Below are 21419 nucleotides of genomic sequence, written 5' to 3' on the forward strand. Positions count from 1 at the left end.
ATCCTTATTCATCAGTTAAATTCCATCGTTATGCTGCTTGATATGAACTAAGCAGACAGCTACAATCAAAGGTCGCACTAGCTTTCAAACTGGTCTACTGTAGTGAACCAACTGATATTTGACTTTGACGATCGTAGCTATCCCGGATTTGATAAATTTCTTGGCCATACCAATGCGGAACTGATTTATGTGTTACAGCATCAGGCTGACCCGTTTATCTTTGTCTGGGGGGAAGCAGGCAGTGGTAAAAGCCACTTGCTCAAAGCATGGGTGGCACAAGCACAGTCACGCGGGCTGAAAGCTGAATATGTTGATGCAGCCAGAGAAGGCCTGGGACACTGGCTGTTCGATCTGGATTGTGTTGCCGTAGACCAGATTGAATTACTCAGTGCCACTGAACAGCAGCAACTATTTTCTCTCTTCAACCATTTTCGCAACAGCCGGCACGGTAATCTGCTTTTAAGTTCAGCAATCCCCCCTCAGCAGCTAATGATCCGTGAAGATTTACGTACACGCATGGCCTATTGTCTTGTCTACGAAATCAAACCATTAAGTGATGAAGAAAAATTCAATGCTCTGGTAGGCATGGCTCACGCACGGCAAATACCGGTTGACGCAGAAGTAATCCGCTATTTGCTGGCTCACTGGCGCAGAGATCTGGATAGCTTGCTGCTGATGCTTAATACCCTGAATGATTATTCACTGGCGCAGGGTAGACGCATCACTCTTACATTATTGCGCCAGTTACTTAAACAACAGGAAAATGCATGAATCTGGCTATTTTTGACCTTGACCACACACTGATTAACTGTGATTCAGATAATGAATGGCCGAAGTATCTGATGCAAAAAGGGCTGGTAGATAAATCGTTTGTTGACATGAAAAACGACAAATTTTACCAGGATTACCTGAATGGCTGTCTGGATATTGATGAATTTCTGAAATTCCAGCTTGCACCACTGGCGCGCTTTAGCCGCGCAGAGCTGGATGAAATGCATAATGAGTATATGCGTGATTTTATCGTGCCGCATATTTCTACTATGGCTAAAATGCTGGTTCAAGGACACCGCGATGCCGGTGATGAAATGCTGCTTTTGTCTGCTACTAATGAATTTATTATCGCACCCATTGCAAAAGCGTTTGGTATTCAGAATATTATCGGCGTGCAGTTAGTAACAGATGCAGACGGTAACTATACCGGACACTATACAGGTACGCCCAGTTTTAAAGAAGGCAAAGTTACCCGCTTGCAGCAGTGGCTAGCACAGCGAGGACAGCAGCTGGAAGATTTTACTAAAGTGTATTTTTACAGTGATTCGCATAATGATTTGCCCTTGCTCAATTTGGTAACTGATCCGGTTGCCGTTAATCCTGATGAGAAACTGGTGCAGTATGCTCATCGCCATGGCTGGCCGATACTGAATTTTATGTAATGACGTATCATAATTTTGGCAGACAGCGTACAGATTTCAGTCTAAGTGATCGCTATCAGCCCGCTTTACGTGATTTGCAGCATGGCTGGCTAATTGAAATGGAAGGTGGCGATTATCAGATACAGGATAATCCGAAGCTGGCTGTTCTTAAAAGGGCGGACACACATTGATAAAAAGCTTATTGAGGTTATCTAGCTAAAGCCAGAATGCTGGGTGTAAAAAAACTATATGTTGAAATTCATACCAGTCTGAAGCCGGCAGTATACCTTTATCTACAAACCGGTTTTAAGGAAATCACTGGTCAGGCAAATACTTTTAACTTATTAAATATGCAGATGGAACTTACTTTATAATCTTTAAATATAATATATTGAATTCGATATTTAAAAGAAAAGCCGGCGTTTCAGATATCAGATGCGCCGGCTTATTGATATATCAGTTAAAATTTGCTGAAATCATTGTCTGATTAATAGCATAGGTTTCATTTAAATAAATTATATTCTGAATAATATGGTCAGATTATAAAACTATAATTTCTCTTTTTAATTAGTTTAACTGAACTGTATTTCCTGAATCTATATAAATTAATCAGTAGGCTGTATTGCATGGAATATGATGATTCAGAATGAATTTAAATTAACCGGTAAAAATAATTTTAATAAATACCGACTGATGTTTTATAAAAATAAGAAAACGTATTTTCCGGTTTAAAGAATAGTTGTTTTAAATCCAGCAGAATCGCAAGAAGCGGATGTTTACAATGAATGGCAATTGATTATACTGATAATAAAGCGGTGTATGATTTTGTTAATTAACGCTATAATGTGAATAACTTTTATCTTGGCCATATTTAGTAAATTGCTCGGGTAAAAGTGACTTTTTAGCGTGCTCTTTCAAGAACAGCTTACTGGTGTTGAAAACCTAAGACTGAGAAAAGATATGGATGAATTAATCAAAGAAGCAGCATTACATTTTCACGAAGAACCCCGTCCCGGTAAAATTCAAATTACGCCTACCAAACCATTGGCTACTCAATATGATTTGTCACTGGCTTATTCACCGGGTGTGGCTGCACCGTGTATGGAAATTCACCGTGATCCCCTGAATGCATACAGATATACTGCACGCGGTAATCTGGTTGCAGTTATTTCCAATGGTACAGCGGTACTGGGTTTGGGTAATATCGGTGCTCTGGCCGGAAAACCAGTGATGGAAGGTAAGGGAGTACTGTTCAAAAAATTCGGTGGTATTGATGTATTCGATATCGAAATTAATGAAACTGATCCGGACAAACTGGTAGATATTATTGCTTCACTGGAACCGACATTCGGCGGTATTAACCTTGAAGATATTAAAGCGCCGGAATGTTTTTATATTGAGAAAAAACTGCGTGAGCGTTGCAATATTCCGGTATTCCATGATGATCAGCATGGTACAGCAATTATTACTGCAGCAGCGATTAAAAATGGTCTTGAAGTTGTTGGTAAAGATATCAGTCAGGTTAAACTAGTATGTTCCGGAGCCGGTGCAGCAGCGATTGCCTGTCTGGAGCTGCTGGTTGCGCTGGGTATGAAGCGTGAAAATATCACTGTGTGCGATTCAAAAGGTGTGATTTACCAGAATCGTGAAGAAAACATGGTGGAATCGAAAAAATTATTCGCTATACCGGATAATGGTCAGCGTAAGCTTGCTGATGCTGTTCATGACAAAGATATTTTCCTCGGATTATCTGGTCCGAATGTGTTGAGCGTGGATATGCTCAAAACTATGGCCAAAGATCCGATTATTCTGGCTATGGCTAATCCGACTCCGGAAATCTGGCCGCCTGAAGCTAAAGCTGCACGACCGGATGCGGTAATTGGTACCGGACGTTCTGATTTTCCGAATCAGGTAAATAATGTTCTATGCTTCCCGTTTATTTTCCGTGGTGCACTGGATGTAGGTGCAACTACCATTAATGAGCAGATGAAGCTGGCCTGTGTGCATGCTATTGCTGAACTGGCCAAAGCTGAGCTGAGTGATGAAGTCTCTGCTGCTTATGGCAATACCGAGCTTTCTTTTGGACGTGAATATCTGATTCCGAAGCCATTTGACCCTCGTTTGATTGCTGTAGTGGCACCTGCTGTAGCCAAAGCCGCTATGGATTCCGGTGTGGCAACTCGTCCGATTGATGACATGGAAGCCTATGTAGAGAAACTGAGTCAGTTTGTCTATAAATCCAGCCTGTTTATGAAACCGGTATTCTCTCAGGCGAAAAAAGAACTGAAACGTGTAGTATTGTGTGAAGGTGAGGATGAACGTGTTCTGCATGCAACGCAGCACATTGTTAATCACAAGCTGGCCTTCCCGATTCTGATTGGCCGGCCGGCAGTAATTGAAGCACGTTCGAAAAAACTGGGTCTGACTATACAGCCAGGCAAGGATTTTGAGATTGTTAATAATCAGGATGATCCTCGTTACCGTGAATACTGGCAGGCATATTACGAGCTGCGTAAACGTCACGGTGTCACCGAGGAAATGGCCCGGCGCCGGATGATTAGCAGTTCTACTCTGATTGGTGCAATGCTGGTGCGGATGGGCAGTGCAGATGCATTATTGTGTGGCACGGTAGGTCGCTTCCATGATCATTTCAATATTCTGGAAGAAGTAATCGGCTATAACAATCCTGAACAGAATGCCTGTGCTATGAACGCACTGATTATGACTTCAGGTAATATGTTTATTGCTGATACCTATGTTAATCCGGAACCGACTGCAGAGCAGATTGCTGCTAATACACTGATGTGTGTTGATGAAATGAAACGTTTTGGTATAGAACCAAAAGTGGCTTTGTTGTCCAATTCAAACTTCGGTTCACTCGATCAGCCAAGCAGCACCAAAATGCAGGAAGCGCTTGCTTTAATTAAAGAGGCGGCTCCGGAACTGAATGTGGATGGTGAAATGCAGGGTGATCTGGCACTGGATGAAAAACTGCGTCAGAAACTGATGCCGGACTGCAAACTCAAAGGTGCTGCAAACTTGCTGGTAATGCCGAATGTTGAAGCAGCGAATATCAGTTACAATCTATTACGTACTTCATCTCATGGCGTAACAATTGGCCCGATTCTGATGGGTATGAATGAATCTGTACATATTGTTACTCCTATGGCTTCTGTACGCCGTATAGTAAATATGGTGGCTTTGGCTGCTGTAGATGCCCAGCGTAAATAATCGCTGAATTCTGGAAGAATCATGCAGGCTGTCTGTGTTTTCAGACAGCCTTTTTGTGTCAATTATGGAGACAGTTTATGAGTAATGTGTCAGCACCCCAGACTGCACCTAATTATATTACCCCTTCGGGCCATCAGGCTTTACAGGATGAGCTTTATCAGCTTGTTCATAAAGAACGCCCTGAAATTGTTAATGTGGTGAACTGGGCGGCGGGTAATGGTGACCGAAGTGAAAATGGTGATTATCTGTATGGGAAACGCAGGTTGCGTGAAATTGACCGACGTATCCGCTTTCTAACTAAAAGACTGGAAGCTGCACAGGTTATTGACCCGGAAGCACGTGAACCCAGTGATCAGATTTTTTTTAGTGCTACTGTAACTATTTTACGCGGCAATGGTCAGGAGCAGACTGTACGTATTGTTGGTACAGATGAAATCGATACCAGTAGAAATAAAATTTCCTGGGTTTCACCGCTTGCGCGTACTTTATTAAAAGCACATGTAGGTGATGAAGTGCGTTTGCATGGCCCTGACGGAGTGGAAAATATTGAAATATTAACGGTGGAATATATTCGCATTGAGTAATGTACACATACTCATTAATAGTGTTAATATTAGTTATAAAATTTAATTTTAACAATTTATATACGTATGTATTGCTACAAAAATATATGTACAAAATAAATTTTGTATAAATAATACAGAATTATGTCCAGTAGTTACATTCTGCGATAACAAACCCGATATCACTGCCGGATTTTTTATTATTACTGTATCCAAATATGAACCCAAAACTCGAACCGATTTTCAAACAACTCAATGCCCTTATTCTGGGCAAACAACAATTGCTGATACAAATTGTTACCTGTGTACTGGCACGCGGACATATTCTGCTTGAAGATGTACCAGGAGTTGGTAAAACCACACTGGCGCATGCACTGGCAGCGGTACTAGGATTAAATTACCAGCGCGTACAATTTACTAACGATATGTTACCGGCTGATTTGCTGGGAGTCAGTATATTCCAGCCAAATTCCAACGAGTTTATTTTTCATCCGGGACCGGTTTTCAATTCTTTTTTACTGGCTGATGAAATTAACCGTGCTTCTCCCAAACTGCAATCGGCTTTGCTTGAAGCTATGGAAGAGGGGCAGGTATCTGTGGATGGTAAAACCTATGCGCTGCCGAAACCATTTCTTGTAGTTGCTACCCAGAATCCGACAGAACAGCTGGGTACTTACCCTTTACCTGAATCGCAGCTGGACCGGTTTATGATGTGTCTGAGTATTGGCTATCCGGCAGAAAAAGAAGAAAAACAGCTCTACATCTCTGGCGGGCGTCGCCAGTTTGTGCCGCGCATTAAAGCAGTATGCAATGCGGAAATATTACAGCAATGGCAGGCAGAAGTATCCAAAATAAATTTATCTACAGCTGCGGCGGATTATATTTATCGGCTAGTTGCAGCTACGCGTACTCCGGGTACATTCGCAGTCGGGTTGAGTCCGCGTGCCGGATTGGCGGTAGTTCAGGCTGCAAAAGCATATGCATGGGTACAGGGAAGGGCACATGTTGTTCCGGAAGATGTGAAAGCTGTCTGGGTAGCAGTAGCGGCGCACCGCCTGCAACCCTTACAAAGTCAGTCCCGAAGCAGTACTTTACTTACAGGAATGCTGGACCATGTGGCTGTGGTCTGAGGCACCTGCACCTACACTTATTGACGGGCACACAGCTTTGCGTGCACGTAATATACGTGTCAACCTGACACGTATGGGCTGGGGTGTGGCTATTGCCAGTTTTCTGTTATGGGTTATGGCAGTTAATTATCAGGTAAACGTAGCCCATGCACTGGTGTTCTGGTTAGTGGGCATTTTATTATTTGGTGCACTTGCCGGTGTCCGCCAGCTTACTGGGATAGTATTGGCGATTAAACCCCAACAGGAATATTTTGCTGGTAAAGAGTGTGTTTTGACTTTGCAAGCCTGTGACAGTTGCAAACGTACACGCTGGTTATGGCTGCAAACAGCACAGGAAATAACCGGCACAGCCAGTGACTGGGAATTGTGGACAATTACACCAGAAAATACTGAATTTCTCTGGAAATTACCTCCGCAGCGCCGCGGTATTCTGCCACCGTTAATACTTGCCGGAGCCAGTATGGCGCCATTTGGGTTGCTGATGATTAAAACTCAATGGGAATTTACTGAAGAACTTGTGATTTTTCCAGAACCTTTAGAACATACTATTTCAGCACAGCGTAGCAGTGATGACGAACCCAGCACCCAAATCAGTCTGAGCGGTCAGGATCCGGCTTATCTGCTGCCTCATCAGAGTTCAGCTTCAATGCGGCAGATAGCATGGAAACATTATGCCAAAACAGGTGATTTATTGGATAAATATTTTGAACAGGGAGGTAAGCGGGTAGAGCCGCTACTGATTTCCTATCGGGATTATCCTCAGGGAACCAGCCTGGAAAAGATGGCGAGTATGATGTGCTATCGGGTACTGGCAGCAGATGCTATCGGGGAAAAATATATACTGGAGTTACCAAGACAGCGCTATGAGGCAACGACAGGTCAACGGACAAAATGTCTGAATGCTTTGGGTAGATGGTAATGTGGCTTGCTGATCCGGTTTTTTTACGTAAATCCCCATCTGTACGCACCCAGCTTATTCTGTTACTGATGCTGGCATGGGTATCGTTACCCTTATTATTTGAATTACCTCTGAGTGTGTGCGCTGCATTCGCTCTGTTGTGGATTGCGCGCGTTGCTTTGCTATTTACCAGTATTAAAAAATTGCCGTTATGGGCATTAATAATATTGCTGGTGGCAACTTCTGTATGGGTATATTTTCGTGTGGGAACGATTATTGGCCGGGATGCCAGTGTTTCTTTGCTCATGTTAATGATAATACTCAAGGCATTTGAAGGTGAAACCTTACGCGACTGGCAAATATTATTGTTAGCTCAGCTAGTACTGATGGGCGGCGGTCTGCTGTTTAATCAAAGTATATTAATGGCTCCCTGGCTGATTGTAGCGTTGTTCTGCCTGATTTCATCTCTGGGATTACTGGCGGGCATCAAACCGATGACGGCAATACGGCAGGGTGCAGTAATTTTAATTCTGTCTTTTCCACTGGCCGTTATTTTATTTATAGCAATGCCGCGCAGAAATACGCCATTATGGGGTGTGCCGCAGCCGCAGCAATCATCTGTTACAGGATTGTCGGATACCCTTGAATCAGGGAGTGTCAGCAATCTGATTCTGAGTAATGAACTGGCTTTCAATGTTATCTTTGATAATGATGCTATTCCACGCAATGCTGATATGTACTGGCGTGTAATGGTAATGGGTAATAACACGGACGGAAAATGGCATGCGGTAAAAGAACAATATACGGATGAAGATACTTTACAGCTGCCAAGCAGAGCTTTGCTGGAACAGCGTACCGATAGCAAAATGGTAGGATATCAGCTGATTATTCAGGATGATCACGGACGATTACCGGCTCTGGATCAGCCTTTGCCTAATGAACAGTTTGGCTTCAGCCGGCGAGTAGGTAACGTTGTCAGGGTCAATAATAGTCGCGAAGGTCTGCGCAGGGTACATTTATATTCTCAGATGACACCATACCTGCGTCAGCAAATGGATCAGGCTTTACTGAATTATTATACGCAGTTGCCGGATGGACTGAATCCTGAAACTCGCAGGCTGGCAAAACAGCTGGCGGACAAATCTGGTGGCAGCGAAGAGTTTATCAATCATATACTAGCTTATTTCAAAAGCAGTCATTTTCAATATACTCTAACCCCAAAACGGAACCATGAAACACAGAATAAAATAGATTATTTTTTATTCGAGGGACATGAAGGTTTTTGTGAAGATTATGCAGATGCTATGGTGTGGCTGGCTCGTTCAATCGGTGTACCGGCACGAATCGTAATTGGTTATCAGGGAGGAGAATATCACCCTGACAATAAGTTCTGGCAAATTCGTAGTAAGGATGCACATGCATGGACTGAAATCTGGATTGCTGAAAAGGGTTTATGGAAACGGGTAGATCCGACCACGGCAGTTTCATCAGTACGTGTAGACAAAGGGGTGGAAAGTGCTTTACCGGCAGAACAGCGTGCCGGATTATCTTCAGCTTTTCCGTTATTACAGAAATATCTGGATAATGGTCAGTTTTACTGGCAGCAATGGGTGGTTAATTATGATAGGGGCAGTCAGAAGTCAATACTTAGCTGGCTGAATTTAAAAAATATACCTGTATATGTACTGATAATAGTCATTATAATCGCAATTGTCATTACGTCCCTTCCTCTGATTTTCTGGTTACGCCGTCAGGGTAATGTGCAGACTCAGCCATTAACCGATGGTATTAATCTGCTTAAGCAGACTATTGTAGAAGGTGAAGAGTCAGAATTATCTGCAATCGGTCCGCTTGAGTTACAAAATATTCTGGTAGAGCATAATTTGCTTAATGAAGATTTGGCTGCTTTATTGACACAGTATATAGACTGGCAGTATGGAGCAGCAGGAATGCCAGACATGCGCAGCCAGCGCAAATGGTTGCGTAAAATGAAGAAAGCTGTACGCAATCTGTGATTATGCCGATTATCCTGATACATCATATTGAAGTTGTCTGGATAAATTATTAAGTACAGAAACGAAAACTACCCAGCAATCAATGTTATCAAGAGCCGGGTAGTTTATTATTACATTTAATGACCATATTAATTTTTAGATCAGTCGTGTTTCCGTGTGGTCTGGAATGCTTGACTTTCCGAAATCACTACTGACAGATAACTTTTACTCGGTTCGAATAAAAGTTAAGAAATAACAATACTTTAAATTCTTTGGAATGAAAAGGAGTAATTAATGTTAATAATTAACTATTTGATTTTAAAAAATATAAAAATAGAATAGATTGTTGTTAAAAATATAATATTTTTTAATTTTGAAGTTGCTTTTAGATTGTTGATGCTGCCGGATATTTGTATTTTGTATCACTAAAATTTTATTTCATATTAATTAGCTATCTTTATGAATTAGAAAAATATTTTATGTTAAATGTATAAAAAATTTTGATGTCTATTTTAAAAATGTCAGAAGATAAAAAAGAAATAAAGAATATTAACTAGCCACAGCGCCAGACTTTTTTTCCTAAAATTATAAAATTATTTAGATGATTAGAAGAAATTTTAATAGTTTCATAATCACTATTTGAGCTTATGAGATTTATACCATCAACAGTTTGACGGATTTGTCTTATAAAAAAATGTTTATTGTAAATAATAGCATATGTTTCATCATCAACAGGCTCAACATCATTAGTGTTTATTATAACAATGTCGTTATTTTCCAAGTTAGGAGCCATGCTGTTACCTTTTACACGCATGGCACGCAAATCATCAGGGATTAAATTTTTAGATCTGAACCAATTATTATTTATGAGCAGGGGTTCTTCAAATTCTGATAAAATCCATTTGATATTTTCATGATTTTTTGATAAATCAATAGTGTATATCATAACTTTTTTATATCCCTCGCTAGGACTGGGGTTTTCAGTTGGTTTTGGATTTTCATCTGTTTGTATAAAATTTTCCCCTGTATATAGCCATGTAATCGTTACTCCTAAAATTTTTGCTACTTCCTCTAACCGTTTTCTTTTTGGAGCTGTGGCTTTAGTTTCATCTTTATTTTCCCATAGTTGGATAGCTGTAATTGATATATTTAACTTCTCTGCTAATTCAGCTTGGGTTAAACCTTTATTAGTTCTAGCTTGTCTAATACGGCTATGAATAGTGTGCATAAATTTTGACTTATTTTTTATTTCAAATAATAAGAGATTCAAGAATAAAATTAAATTATTAATTTAAATAATTATTTTTGATTAATGTGTAAAAAAGCGCCCGCTGTATCAATCAGCGGGCCTGTTAAAAGGTTTAGATGTTATTTTTGATCATATCGATAACTTCTTTGCCTTTACCTTCGAGGATAGCTTTAGAACCATACCAGACCATGTTTTTCACATTTTCATAGCTGATTGCTGGTGGCATTATCAGTTCTTTGTCACTGATTACGACATCCAGTAATGCCGGGCCTTCGTGTGCAAGGAATGTTTTTACAGCGGCTTCTAGCTCAGAAGATTTGCTTACGCTTTGAGCACTGAAACCACAGCCTTCTGCAATGGTTTTGAAGTCACCGTTTTTCAGGTCAACATAGACTTCTACCAAACCTTCGCCTTTTTGTTCCTGCTCTACGAAGTTCAGGGAACTGTTGTTGAAAACAACTATTTTAATCGGCAGATTTTCCTGTTTGGCAGTAAGCAAATCACCCATCAGCATGGCTAAACCGCCATCTCCGGATAAAGAAATGACTTGTCTGCCCGGAAAGGCTTTCTGGAAACCATAAGCCTGTGGCATACCGTTTGACATGGTGCCATGTTTAAGGCTGGTCAGGAAGCGCCGTTTGCCATTCATGGTTAAATAGCGGGCTCCCCACAGCATTGGAGTTCCTACATCTGCGGTAATCAATGCATCATCACTGGCATACTTATCTATCAATTCGATTAGTTGCTGGGGGTGAATTGGGTGTTTGTCATCTGGAGTGGCATACGTTTCAAATTTATCCATAATTTTGGCAAATAAAGCGGTATGGTGCTCCAGAAAACTGCTGTCGTTACGAGTTTGTATTTTCGGCAAAATTGTTTGCAGAGTGGTTTTAACATCACCAACCAGCCCCAGATTAATCGGATGACGCAAGCCTAACTGAGTAGCTTCATGATCAATCTGGATGATATTGGCCTTTTCTGGATAATATTCAGACCATGCAAAGCTGCAACCGAGTAATAATAAGGTATCGCAGTTTTTGATGGCATCATAACCAGCCTTAGTACCAAACATCCCGGTCATGCCCACCTGATAAGGATTATCCCAGGCAATGCTGTCTTTAGCACGGGAAGTGTGTACAACTGGTGCCTTTAGTTTTTCTGCCAGTGCAATTACTTCATCATGTGCATCTTTAGCGCCAAAACCAGCGTAAATGGTGATTTTATTTCCCTGATTAATCGCTTTGACCAGTTCTTCGATTTCGTTATCATTCGGACGGGTAACTGGTTGTGGGTGCCATATTTTTACTGGTTTCTCAGCTACTTCCATTTTGCTGATGTCGCTGGGCAGAATAACAACGGCTACACCGCGTTTATTAATGGCAGCTTGTGCGGCCTGAGTGAATATACGCTGAGCTTCTTCCGGCTGGTTTACCATCTGGCAGAAAACGCTTGTATCCTGATAGACCTTGAGGAAATCCACTTCCTGCGGGAATCCGGTGCCCATAGAAGTGGCGGCCAGCTGACTGGCAATAACAATTACTGGTGCATTATTGCGGTTGGATTCGTATAAGCCGTTAATCAGATGCAAGCTGCCGGGACCGCAGGAACCGGCACATGCAGTAAGTTTGTTTGTAATCAGAGCTTCAGCGCCGGCAGCAAAGGCAGCTGCTTCTTCATGACGTGTATGCACCCAGTTAATGCTACTTTTTTCTATCGCTTTGCCAACAAAGTTCAGGGTATCACCGATAATGCCGTAACAGTTGCTGACACCTGCTTCAGTAAGAACATCAACCAATATTTCTGATACAGTTTTCGTTTTAGACATGCTGTATTTCCTCTTAAAATTGATTATTTATTTCAAAAATAATAAAGTAAATATTTTCTTACTATTTATTTATATAACTATATGTTATAAATAAATAAAATATTTATATTAATTCTTTATCAATATTGTTTTTATTGTAATATTGTGTAACCAACAAAACAAGATTATTGTTGAAAATCATTTAAAATCGATATTTTCGAATAAATTTTTATAAAAATGGCAGCCTTTATGTTTTGCCGGCTGCCAAAAAACTGCTTAATAATCAGATTGCGCGGTCATCAAACAATGGAATGCGGGTAATCCGGCTAATGCTGTGCATATAATCCAGCACCGGCGCAGTCCATTCTATTCCTTTGACCATAGTCATATTGCGCAATAAAGGAAATAAAAGAATATCTTCCATTCCGAAAGTACCATTACTACCATGATCATTCACAATTAGCGGCGATAGTGCAATCAGATCGGCATTGAACCGGTTAATATAGGTTTGACTGTTTTGTAAATGGTGCTGAAAATCACCAAAAATAGCTGTTTTTTTGTTGATGAAATAGTTGATGGCATTCTGAGTCGCAAACTCAGGCAGGTTAATACTGATGCAGCGCGGTAAAGTCAGGAAATTACGGTAAGTATCAACAATTTTTATCCAGCCCTCAATTTCAGGCCGTACTGTATTGTTTATAAGAGTAGTACCAGAAAGCTGGTCAATGTAGTGAACGATATCTAGACTTTCTCCCATGGCAGTACCATCATCTTTTACCAGAATCGGTACCATTTTTTTTCCGATTAATTTATTCGGAGTGTCTTCGTCATCATTCAGCAGAAAGATATTTTCTACCGGTACTATTTTTTTACCGAATATCATTCTGGCTCGTACACAGTAGGGACAATGGTCATAAATATAAAGTTGCATTCAGATTTCCTTTTCGGATTTAGTGTGTTGATTAAATGTACAATATACAAAAAATATCATGTTTTAATATTTATACTGATAGTTTCGTATTGTTAAATAAGCGATAAATACTGTCAGGTAACAATAATACTGATTAAAATAATCTGTTATTGTAGATTGTGTATTACAAATATTAATTAATATTATACATATATTAATTAAACTTAGTTTGCGGTTTTTTATGAGTTGCGATGTCTTTAATCAAAATCTGGATTTTTTTCAAAACTTACAATTACATTTGGCTGATGCCCTGGCAAAAGAAGATGGTACTGCGGGGTTTGTAACAGATGAATGGTCTGGCAAATTGGGAAACGGGCGCAGTATGGTGCTCAAACAAGGTGCTGTGTTTGAACAGGCTGGCGTTAATTTTTCTCATGTTAAGGGTACCGCTATGCCGGCTTCAGCTGTGCGTAAACGCCAGTATCTGGCAGGAGCTCCTTATGAAGCAATGGGGGTGTCAATGGTGGTACATCCGTGTAATCCATATATACCTACCAGTCATGCGAATGTACGTTTATTCATTGCATATCCGGAACGCAGTAATCCGGTCTGGTGGTTTGGCGGCGGTTTTGATTTGACCCCCTTTTATCCATTTATTGAAGATGTAGTGCATTGGCATAAGGTTGCTTATGATGCGTGTCTGCCTTTTGGTGAAACGGTATATTCTGAATTTAAAGAGTGGTGTGACCGTTATTTCTATCTGCCTCACCGGCAGGAACAGCGAGGGGTAGGCGGTTTATTTTTTGATGATTTAAACCGCTGGGATTTTGCTCGTTGTTTTGCTTTTGTACGTGCAATAAGTGCTGCTTATTTACAAGCTTATCTGCCTATTGTGGCGCGGCGCAAAAATATGGATTTTGGCGAGCGTGAACGTCAGTTTCAATTATACAGGCGCGGACGTTATATTGAATTTAATTTATTGTGGGACAGAGGCACTCAGTTTGGTTTACATGCCGGCGGGCGAACAGAATCTATTCTGATGTCTATGCCGCCTTTAGCCCGCTTTGAATATCAGTATGAACCGGTACCTGGTTCTGCAGAAGCCGGTCTGGCCGGATATTTACAGGCTCGAGACTGGCTGGCAGAAGCAGAAAACTGTCTGGTCTGAGTAGTAAAATTATTATATATACTGTTTAACTTTGTTTTTTGCTCAATCCTTGCTGGCAGGATAGTGCTGTAAGCAGACACAGGCAAATTGGCATTATCATGTCGGGCGTAATATTGGTTATTTCCAATACAAATAATATGGCGGTAAGAGGCATTTTTTGCTGTACTGCCAGAAAAACGGTAGCTCCGGTTACAACTGCGGCGACTATGGGAACAGGTGGCAGCATGCTGTTCCATGCAGTGGCTGCCAGTAATGCAATCAGACCGCCAAGCATCATCGAAGGAGTAATAAATCCCCCGTATGCTCCGGCACGGGTGGCCAGTAGAAGCGCCAGCCATTTACCGATTAATAGTGCCAGAGCATAATGCCAGCTTATCTGGTCATTAAATAACAGTTCATTACCGGCTTTTCCGTTACCAAGTATCTCCGGCAGTTGCATGGACAAAACCCCGATAAGTATAAAGGCACCGATACTGATAAAGATCAGCTTGGGGCTGGTACGTACAGCCGGTTTGCAATAGGCGAGCTGGTATTGTAACAGCCATGAGAATGCAACAATCAGTGGTCCCAGCAACAACGACCAGATTAACAGTGGACTGTTCAGGGTAATTGCCGGTAGCTGATAGGCTGGCTGGCTACCCAGTCCGATCCGGCCTACCCATGCTGCGGTTGTACAGCAGATTAAAGCCGCAATAACGGTATTGCGCTGAAAACTGAATAATAAAGTTTCCAGGGCAAACAGAGCACCGGCCAGAGGTACATCAAAAACCGCGGACAGACCGGCGGCTGCACTACAGGCAAGCAGGACTTTTCTCTCTTCTGTACTGATGTTAAATCGCCGGCCGATAAAATCTGCAATGGCTGAACTGATTTCACGTGGTGCTGTCTCACGTCCGAGAGGTGAACCCATGCCTACTGTGAATATCTGTAACATACCATGAAAGAAAGTAGAAACTAACGGTATAGGTGTGGCACTGTTGCCAATTGCTTCCCTGATATCAACCAGTTTGGGAGCAAAACGGTGCAGCAGATACCAGCCGGCGCCCGCTATTACGCCACATGCACTTAATGCAAGTAAACGATGTATGGCTGTGGTTTGTTCGACAATATTACGAAATGTGATGCCGTCTGTACGGACTATTCCGTACACTAACTGCTGAATGAAATGCAATAATCCGATAAGTGACATGCCTGCCACGCCGGCAATGGCACCACAAAATAGTAATAAGGCAATCAGTTTCGGATTTAATCTGAACATGGCATGATAAATTTGCGATAAATCAAAGGTACTTTTGCATTTTAAATAACGATATTGTAAACGACAGCACAGACTTTGCCGAATTTTGGCACGTGTCTGTGTTAAAATCAGAATATTTTGTCAGGAATTTAAAGGAAGTATTGCAGTGATCAGTACCAATAATATTACGATGCAGTTTGGCGCGAAGCCATTGTTTGAGAATGTATCGGTTAAGTTCGGTGGAGGCCATCGTTATGGGTTGATTGGTGCTAATGGCTCGGGTAAATCAACTTTTATGAAGATTCTCGGCGGTGATCTCGAACCCACTAGTGGTGAGGTGGCCATTGATCAAGGCCTGCGTCTGGGTAAGCTGAGACAGGATCAGTTTGCGTATGAGGATATGCGCGTACTGGACGTGGTACTGATGGGGCACACAGAAATGTGGGCAGCCATGACAGAACGCGACGCCATTTATGCTAATCCGGATGCCACTGAAGATGATTATATGCGTGCAGCCGATCTGGAAACAAAATTTGCCGAGTATGACGGCTATACAGCTGAGGCACGGGCGGGAGAATTACTTGCCGGTGTCGGTATCGATGAGCATCTGCATAATGCCAGCATGAGTGAAGTTGCACCGGGTTTTAAACTGCGCGTATTACTGGCACAGGCACTGTTTTCCAAACCGGATGTGCTGTTGCTGGATGAACCGACCAATAATCTGGATATTAATACTATTCGCTGGCTGGAAGGTGTGTTGAACAGCTATGAATCCACCATGATTATTATTTCGCACGATCGCCATTTTCTGAATGAAGTATGTACTTATATGGCCGATGTAGACTATGGTGGCATTACATTGTATCCGGGCAACTACGATGATTATATGCTTGCCTCTGCACAGGCACGTGAACGTACTTTAAAGGATAATGCTAAAGCTAAGGAAAAACTTCAGGAATTACAGGAGTTTGTGGCACGTTTTTCTGCCAATAAATCCAAGGCAAGACAGGCAACCAGCCGGGCGAAACTGGCTGATAAAATTAAGGCAGATATGGTGGAAGTGAAACCTTCCAGCCGTCAAAGCCCGTTTATCCGCTTTAATTTTGATGATAAGAAAAAGCTGCATCGGCAGGCGCTTGAAGTTGAGGATTTATCAAAACGTTTTGACCGGCAATTGTTTAAAAAGCTGAATCTGATGCTTGATGCCGGTGAACGTCTGGCAATTATCGGTCCTAACGGTGCCGGTAAATCTACACTGCTGAAATTACTGGCTGGTGCATATAATGAAGCATACACTGATGGCATTAAAGCAGATAGCGGTACTATAAAATGGGCAGAGAAAGCACAGGTTGGCTATTACCCGCAAGATCATGAAAATGATTTCGATGTATCTATGACTTTGACTGAATGGATGCGTCAGTGGGGCAAGGAAGGCGATGATGAGCAGGTGATTCGCGGTACTTTAGGCCGTCTGCTTTTTGGCAGTAATGAAGTCGGCAAGCAGGTACAGGTACTTTCCGGTGGTGAAAAAGGCCGTATGCTATATGGTAAACTGATTTTGCAGGAACCTAATGTGCTGGTTATGGATGAACCTACAAATCATATGGATATGGAAAGTATTGAGGCGCTGAATATGGCGCTGGAAAAATTCCCGGGTACTCTTGTGTTTGTATCTCATGACCGCCAGTTTGTTTCCAGTCTGGCTACACAGATTATTGAGCTGGATGGTGAAGGTGGTTATGAATATTATCTGGGTGATTATGAAGGTTATCTGGCTAAAAAAGGTGTAGTTTAATATTTATAAGCTGCCTGTGTTTACAGGCAGTTTTTTTATATGGGAAAAAAAATGAATACCGGCAAAAGTAACGCAGTTGAGCTGATTGAATGTAATGAAAAAGAACATGCGGCAGCCATTCTGGCGCTGTTTAACGATACTATCGCCACCTCAACTGCACTGTATGATTATGAGCCCCGTTCACTATCATTTATGCATGGCTGGTTTGCAGCTAAACGTGAGCGCAATTTTCCGGTTATCGGTGCAGTAAATAGTCAGGGTGAACTGTTGGCTTTTGCTTCATGGGGTGCATTCCGTGATTATCCTGCCAATAAATATACGGTGGAACACAGTGTATATGTGCGTAATGACTGTCGCCGGCAGGGACTGGCACGCAAACTGATGCAGGAACTGATTGTACGTGCACGTCAGGCTGATTTACATGTATTAATGGGTGTGATTGATGCAGCCAATGACAGCAGTATTGCTCTGCATAAACAGCTTGGCTTCAAACATGTCGGCACATTGCCTCAGATTGGTTTTAAATTTGGTCACTGGCTGGATGCGGCACTTTATCAGTTAATTCTGGATACTCCAGCTCAGCCTGTCGATGGTTAATAGTAACTCGGCTTTTTACAAAGCTCGCCATCAATACAAAATCATATCTTAGCCGGTTTTAAGCCACCAGTGCACAGTTACCAAACCCAGAATAGTCAGCAGTAAAGAACCGCCTGTATGCAGCAGTATATGTGTTACTGCCAGAGTATAACGTTGTGACAAAAGCATTTGCACGGCTTCGAATGAGAAGGTGGAAAACGTAGTCAGCCCGCCGAGAAAACCAGTAATAACAAACAGACGCCATTCCGGAGCGATCTGGGTAAAGTGTATACACAATGCACTGAACAGACCAATCAGATAAGCACCGATCCAGTTTGCCAGCAGTGTGCCATAGGGCAAACCGGAATGAAGCGTATTCAGCGAGATTCCCAGAAGCCAGCGCATGATGGCACCCAGAGCTGCGCCGGCAGCAATGGCAAATAAAGATAAATACATAATCAATCCAATCATACGACGAATATACAATTAATAATTTTAAACTAAAGCCGGACATGCCATATTGCCTTCTGCTGCTGAAATGACTACGCTAGTGTTTTTAGACATGTAGAAAGTATCAATATGGATCTGACTGAAACCAAAATTTCCAGTAAAGAAGTTTATCGCGGTTCCTTTTTAAATGTTTTAGAAGACACTGTTCGTTTACCCAATGGCAATCAGGCACAGCGGGTAGTTGTACAGCATCCGGGTGCCGCGGCTGTACTTGCGGTTACGGCTGAGCAAAAAGTGGTATTAGTACGACAGTGGCGCTATCCGGTAGGTGAGGCTTTACTGGAAATCCCCGCTGGTAAGCTGGACGGAAAAAATGAAGATCCTGCGCATGCTGCTTTGCGCGAACTGGCTGAAGAAACCCCTTATACTGCTGCTGAAGTAAAACTGATACATACTTTTTATACTGTTCCTGGTTTCGGTGATGAAAAAATGTATCTTTATCTGGCTGAACATGTGCAACCAAATAGTGTTCTGGCGGCGGATGAAGATGAAATTATTGAACCGGTGTTGCTCAATCGTGAGCAAGTGCGTTCGGCACTGGCAAATAATCAGATTCATGATGGAAAAACGCTGATTGCTTTGCAGTACTGGTTGTTATATTGTTAATAAATTTATATTTGTCATGAAAATAATCCCGTTACCCGCTCTTTCTGATAACTATATCTGGCTGTTGCAGCAAGAAAATCAGGCTATAGTAATTGATCCGGGCGAAGCACCTGTTGTTATAAATTATCTGACTGAACACAATCTGACCCTAGATGCTATCTGGCTTACTCATTCTCATTATGACCATATTGATGGGGTGGCGGAATTAAAAAAACATTATTCGCAATGCCAGATTATCGGTTGCATTGATTGGCATATTGTGAATATACCCGTAACTGAAGGCAGTAAATTCCAAGTATTCGGTCAGCATGTAACAGTTTGGCATATTCCCGGGCATACTACTGATCATTTAGCTTATCTGGTGTGCGATTCTGCCGGTCGTTACAGAGTATTTTGTGGTGATACGCTGTTTAGTGCAGGCTGCGGACGAGTGAATGGGACTATGGCACAATTGTTCAGCAGTTTGCAGCGTTTAAACAGTCTGCCGCCTGATACCTTGTTTTATCCGGCACATGAATATACCGCAGCAAATTTGAAATTTGCACAAGTCGTTGAACCGAATAATTCTGCAATCAGAAATGCATTAGTACAGGCAGATAAATTACCTACCTTACCGGTAAGTCTGGCACATGAACGCACAATCAATCCTTTTTTGCGTACCAGTCAGCCAGAAGTGATGGCCACATTACGCCAAAAAGGCCTCTCAGAGCAGCAGCTTGCCCAACCATTGGCAGTGTTTACTTATTTAAGGGAGTGGAAAAATCATTTTTAAAATTAATCACAATGTGACTTTTTGCATGCTATGATTATTTCAACATAATAACGAAGGAATAAATGAGTTGAAACTGAGCTAAAGAATGGCGACTGATAATCTCAGCCGGCATATGAAGCTTTCAATTTATCTGAATATGAAAAAATCATCATATTGCATGGACTGGACTAAGTTGCTCAGTACCCAGCGCTTTAAGCCGGAAAATGGTTGTATTGTGCCTACAGTGACCGCTTCAAGTGAAGAGGGGGCTGATGCACTGCGTACTGATTTTCATATTGATTATGATCGTGTGGTTTTTTCCAGTGGTTTTCGCCGTCTCGCCCGTAAAACGCAGGTTCATCCGTTTGCCTTACATGACCATACGCATAATCGTCTGACTCATAGTGTTGAAGTTGCCAGTGTCGGGCGCAGTCTTGGAAATCGGGTCGGTGTAATGCTGAATGCCGGCCATTTCCTGCCATCTGGCAGCCATGCTGCTGATATCGGGGCGATTGTACAGGTTGCCTGTCTGGCTCATGATTTCGGTAATCCGCCATTTGGTCATACAGGTGAAGATGCATTGCGTGAGTGGTTCCGTGATCCGCAGCATGCTCATTATTTACAGGAATTGAGCAATACAGAACGCAATGATATCGAAACTTATGAAGGAAATGCACATAGCTTGCGTCTGGTATCCAGTCTGGAAATGTATCAGAATGATGGCGGAATGCGTCTAACTGCTGCTGTTATCGGTGCTTTAATTAAGTATCCGTGGACCAGTTCTGCACCGCATAGGCGGAATAAATTCAATATTTATCAGACTGAGCTGCCCTTTATGCGTTGTATTGCAGAACAGCTGGGGTTACCGCAAACCGGTGAAAATCAGTGGATGCGCCATCCGCTTTCATATTTAATGGAAGCTGCTGATGATATTTGTTATGCCTTGCTGGATTTGGAAGATGCTGTCGAAATGGGATTATTACAGGTGGCAGACGTAGAGCAAATTCTATCCAGGCTGACAAATAAAGAATATTTCTGGCAGTCTTATAGCAGTCAGGAGCGTTGTGCCCGATTGCGCGGAATTGCTATCGGAAGAGCAGTAGACGATATTGCACATACTTTTATTAAGCATCATCGAGATTTATTGAATGGTTCATTTCGTGGTAAGGATTTGCTTGCCCTGGCTAGTCCGGATGTTAGTGAAGCTCTGAACGCTGCAAAAGAGCTGGCTCGCACACGTATATTCCGCCATCAAAGTAAGCTCATTACTGAAATTGCTACTTTTCCTTGTCTGGGCTCGATACTGGGTTTGCTTGTACCTGCGGTGCATGCCTTTATTAAAACCGGTCAGCTTAGTAAAAGACAGGAGCTGGCATTGTCATTATTAAAAGCACAAAAACTGGATAAAAAGGATGGTTTATATCTGGGATATATGAAAGTTCTGGATTTTGTTGGTGGTATGACTGACAATACTGCGGCAAAGCTGGCGCGTGAAGTATCCGGAATCGGAATGCTGTAGATTTTTTTGCTTATATAGTTGCAAAATAAATATATAAAAATCAATATATTTATCTATTTGTTTTCA

19 protein-coding genes are annotated in these 21419 nt (G+C 41.9%); 14 read left to right on the forward strand and 5 right to left on the reverse strand.

The features are described 5' to 3' along the window. Positions 1-102 precede the first annotated feature (102 nt). From hda to GYX91_RS03520, 8 genes are all read left to right on the forward strand, one after another. Positions 103-771, forward strand: coding sequence for a DnaA regulatory inactivator Hda (gene hda / locus GYX91_RS03485; RefSeq protein WP_025330353.1), 669 nt, complete (start codon positions 103-105; stop codon positions 769-771). After that, complete coding sequence (locus tag GYX91_RS03490) at positions 768-1433, forward strand: HAD family phosphatase (protein WP_174829959.1); 666 nt, start codon at positions 768-770, stop codon at positions 1431-1433. The genes hda and GYX91_RS03490 overlap by 4 nt, the downstream gene beginning before the upstream one ends. Then, a complete protein-coding gene (locus GYX91_RS03495) occupies positions 1433-1603 on the forward strand; it encodes a hypothetical protein (protein ID WP_174829960.1) in 171 nt (56 codons plus the stop codon). The genes GYX91_RS03490 and GYX91_RS03495 overlap by 1 nt, the downstream gene beginning before the upstream one ends. Before the next feature lie 769 nt (positions 1604-2372). Then, positions 2373-4643 carry an NADP-dependent malic enzyme gene (locus GYX91_RS03500; protein ID WP_025330355.1) on the forward strand — a complete coding sequence of 757 codons (2271 nt, stop codon included), beginning with the start codon at positions 2373-2375 and terminating at the stop codon, positions 4641-4643. A 77-nt stretch (positions 4644-4720) separates the two neighbouring features. Next, positions 4721-5227, forward strand: a complete 507-nt coding sequence (gene greB, locus GYX91_RS03505; protein WP_174829961.1) for a transcription elongation factor GreB — start codon at positions 4721-4723, stop codon at positions 5225-5227. Between the two features lie 197 nt (positions 5228-5424). Further along, positions 5425-6336 carry a MoxR family ATPase gene (locus GYX91_RS03510; protein WP_174829962.1) on the forward strand — a complete coding sequence of 304 codons (912 nt, stop codon included), beginning with the start codon at positions 5425-5427 and terminating at the stop codon, positions 6334-6336. Further along, the gene (locus tag GYX91_RS03515) at positions 6320-7255 is read left to right on the forward strand and encodes a hypothetical protein (protein WP_174829963.1); all 936 of its coding nucleotides are present in this window, start codon (positions 6320-6322) and stop codon (positions 7253-7255) included. Before GYX91_RS03510 ends, GYX91_RS03515 begins: the two co-directional genes overlap by 17 nt. Next, positions 7249-9249, forward strand: a complete 2001-nt coding sequence (locus GYX91_RS03520) for a DUF3488 and transglutaminase-like domain-containing protein (RefSeq protein WP_174829964.1) — start codon at positions 7249-7251, stop codon at positions 9247-9249. The genes GYX91_RS03515 and GYX91_RS03520 overlap by 7 nt, the downstream gene beginning before the upstream one ends. A 532-nt stretch (positions 9250-9781) precedes the next feature. On the opposite strand, the gene GYX91_RS03525 is transcribed toward GYX91_RS03520, so the two are convergent. From GYX91_RS03525 to grxB, 3 genes are all read right to left on the reverse strand, one after another. After that, a complete protein-coding gene (locus GYX91_RS03525) occupies positions 9782-10456 on the reverse strand; it encodes a LexA family transcriptional regulator (protein ID WP_174829965.1) in 675 nt (224 codons plus the stop codon). Between the two features lie 133 nt (positions 10457-10589). Next, entirely contained in the window at positions 10590-12302 is a 1713-nt protein-coding gene (locus GYX91_RS03530; protein WP_110414071.1) for a thiamine pyrophosphate-dependent enzyme, read from the reverse strand. Between the two features lie 262 nt (positions 12303-12564). Next, on the reverse strand, positions 12565-13212 hold the full coding sequence (gene grxB / locus GYX91_RS03535; RefSeq protein ID WP_174829966.1) for a glutaredoxin 2: 648 nt from the start codon (positions 13210-13212) through the stop codon (positions 12565-12567). Positions 13213-13432: 220 nt separating this feature from the next. Here grxB and hemF point away from each other — a divergent pair, with 220 nt between their 5' ends. Continuing rightward, positions 13433-14359: an oxygen-dependent coproporphyrinogen oxidase gene (gene hemF / locus GYX91_RS03540; protein ID WP_084550518.1), complete on the forward strand. Its 927-nt coding sequence runs from the start codon at positions 13433-13435 to the stop codon at positions 14357-14359. 25 nt (positions 14360-14384) lie between these two features. Here the strand turns inward: hemF and GYX91_RS03545 are convergent, their stop codons facing one another. Next, positions 14385-15617 (reverse strand): chloride channel protein, encoded by a 1233-nt coding sequence (locus GYX91_RS03545; RefSeq protein ID WP_078474450.1) that lies wholly within the window; start codon positions 15615-15617, stop codon positions 14385-14387. 145 nt (positions 15618-15762) lie between these two features. Here GYX91_RS03545 and GYX91_RS03550 point away from each other — a divergent pair, with 145 nt between their 5' ends. Both GYX91_RS03550 and GYX91_RS03555 read left to right on the forward strand, forming a co-directional pair. Continuing rightward, on the forward strand, positions 15763-17391 hold the full coding sequence (locus GYX91_RS03550; protein ID WP_174829967.1) for an ABC-F family ATPase: 1629 nt from the start codon (positions 15763-15765) through the stop codon (positions 17389-17391). A 39-nt stretch (positions 17392-17430) separates the two neighbouring features. Further along, positions 17431-17988: a GNAT family N-acetyltransferase gene (locus GYX91_RS03555; RefSeq protein WP_238791314.1), complete on the forward strand. Its 558-nt coding sequence runs from the start codon at positions 17431-17433 to the stop codon at positions 17986-17988. A 48-nt stretch (positions 17989-18036) separates the two neighbouring features. On the opposite strand, the gene crcB is transcribed toward GYX91_RS03555, so the two are convergent. Beyond that, entirely contained in the window at positions 18037-18423 is a 387-nt protein-coding gene (gene crcB, locus GYX91_RS03560) for a fluoride efflux transporter CrcB (protein ID WP_084585058.1), read from the reverse strand. Positions 18424-18546: 123 nt separating this feature from the next. Here crcB and GYX91_RS03565 point away from each other — a divergent pair, with 123 nt between their 5' ends. From GYX91_RS03565 to GYX91_RS03575, 3 genes are all read left to right on the forward strand, one after another. Beyond that, complete coding sequence (locus GYX91_RS03565; RefSeq protein WP_037391996.1) at positions 18547-19083, forward strand: NUDIX hydrolase; 537 nt, start codon at positions 18547-18549, stop codon at positions 19081-19083. Positions 19084-19099: 16 nt separating this feature from the next. After that, positions 19100-19855: a hydroxyacylglutathione hydrolase gene (gloB, locus tag GYX91_RS03570; RefSeq protein WP_174829968.1), complete on the forward strand. Its 756-nt coding sequence runs from the start codon at positions 19100-19102 to the stop codon at positions 19853-19855. A gap of 157 nt (positions 19856-20012) precedes the next feature. Continuing rightward, complete coding sequence (locus tag GYX91_RS03575; RefSeq protein ID WP_174829977.1) at positions 20013-21353, forward strand: deoxyguanosinetriphosphate triphosphohydrolase; 1341 nt, start codon at positions 20013-20015, stop codon at positions 21351-21353. The last annotated feature ends 66 nt before the right edge of the window (positions 21354-21419 follow it).

Origin of the sequence: Snodgrassella sp. ESL0304 (assembly GCF_013344995.1) — a bacterium.
Lineage (GTDB): Bacteria > Pseudomonadota > Gammaproteobacteria > Burkholderiales > Neisseriaceae > Snodgrassella > Snodgrassella alvi.

Coding starts and splice junctions, on each gene's coding strand:
- GYX91_RS03495 (WP_174829960.1), top strand. CDS start 1,433: ATGACGTATCATAATTTTGGCAGACAGCGTACAGATTTCAGTCTAAGT.
- GYX91_RS03500 (WP_025330355.1), top strand. CDS start 2,373: ATGGATGAATTAATCAAAGAAGCAGCATTACATTTTCACGAAGAACCC.
- crcB (WP_084585058.1), bottom strand. CDS start 18,423: ATGTATTTATCTTTATTTGCCATTGCTGCCGGCGCAGCTCTGGGTGCC.
- GYX91_RS03530 (WP_110414071.1), bottom strand. CDS start 12,302: ATGTCTAAAACGAAAACTGTATCAGAAATATTGGTTGATGTTCTTACT.
- GYX91_RS03490 (WP_174829959.1), top strand. CDS start 768: ATGAATCTGGCTATTTTTGACCTTGACCACACACTGATTAACTGTGAT.
- GYX91_RS03525 (WP_174829965.1), bottom strand. CDS start 10,456: ATGCACACTATTCATAGCCGTATTAGACAAGCTAGAACTAATAAAGGT.
- GYX91_RS03520 (WP_174829964.1), top strand. CDS start 7,249: ATGGTAATGTGGCTTGCTGATCCGGTTTTTTTACGTAAATCCCCATCT.
- hemF (WP_084550518.1), top strand. CDS start 13,433: ATGAGTTGCGATGTCTTTAATCAAAATCTGGATTTTTTTCAAAACTTA.
- GYX91_RS03555 (WP_238791314.1), top strand. CDS start 17,431: ATGGGAAAAAAAATGAATACCGGCAAAAGTAACGCAGTTGAGCTGATT.
- GYX91_RS03575 (WP_174829977.1), top strand. CDS start 20,013: ATGGACTGGACTAAGTTGCTCAGTACCCAGCGCTTTAAGCCGGAAAAT.
- GYX91_RS03565 (WP_037391996.1), top strand. CDS start 18,547: ATGGATCTGACTGAAACCAAAATTTCCAGTAAAGAAGTTTATCGCGGT.
- grxB (WP_174829966.1), bottom strand. CDS start 13,212: ATGCAACTTTATATTTATGACCATTGTCCCTACTGTGTACGAGCCAGA.
- greB (WP_174829961.1), top strand. CDS start 4,721: ATGAGTAATGTGTCAGCACCCCAGACTGCACCTAATTATATTACCCCT.
- GYX91_RS03545 (WP_078474450.1), bottom strand. CDS start 15,617: ATGTTCAGATTAAATCCGAAACTGATTGCCTTATTACTATTTTGTGGT.
- gloB (WP_174829968.1), top strand. CDS start 19,100: ATGAAAATAATCCCGTTACCCGCTCTTTCTGATAACTATATCTGGCTG.
- GYX91_RS03510 (WP_174829962.1), top strand. CDS start 5,425: ATGAACCCAAAACTCGAACCGATTTTCAAACAACTCAATGCCCTTATT.
- GYX91_RS03515 (WP_174829963.1), top strand. CDS start 6,320: ATGTGGCTGTGGTCTGAGGCACCTGCACCTACACTTATTGACGGGCAC.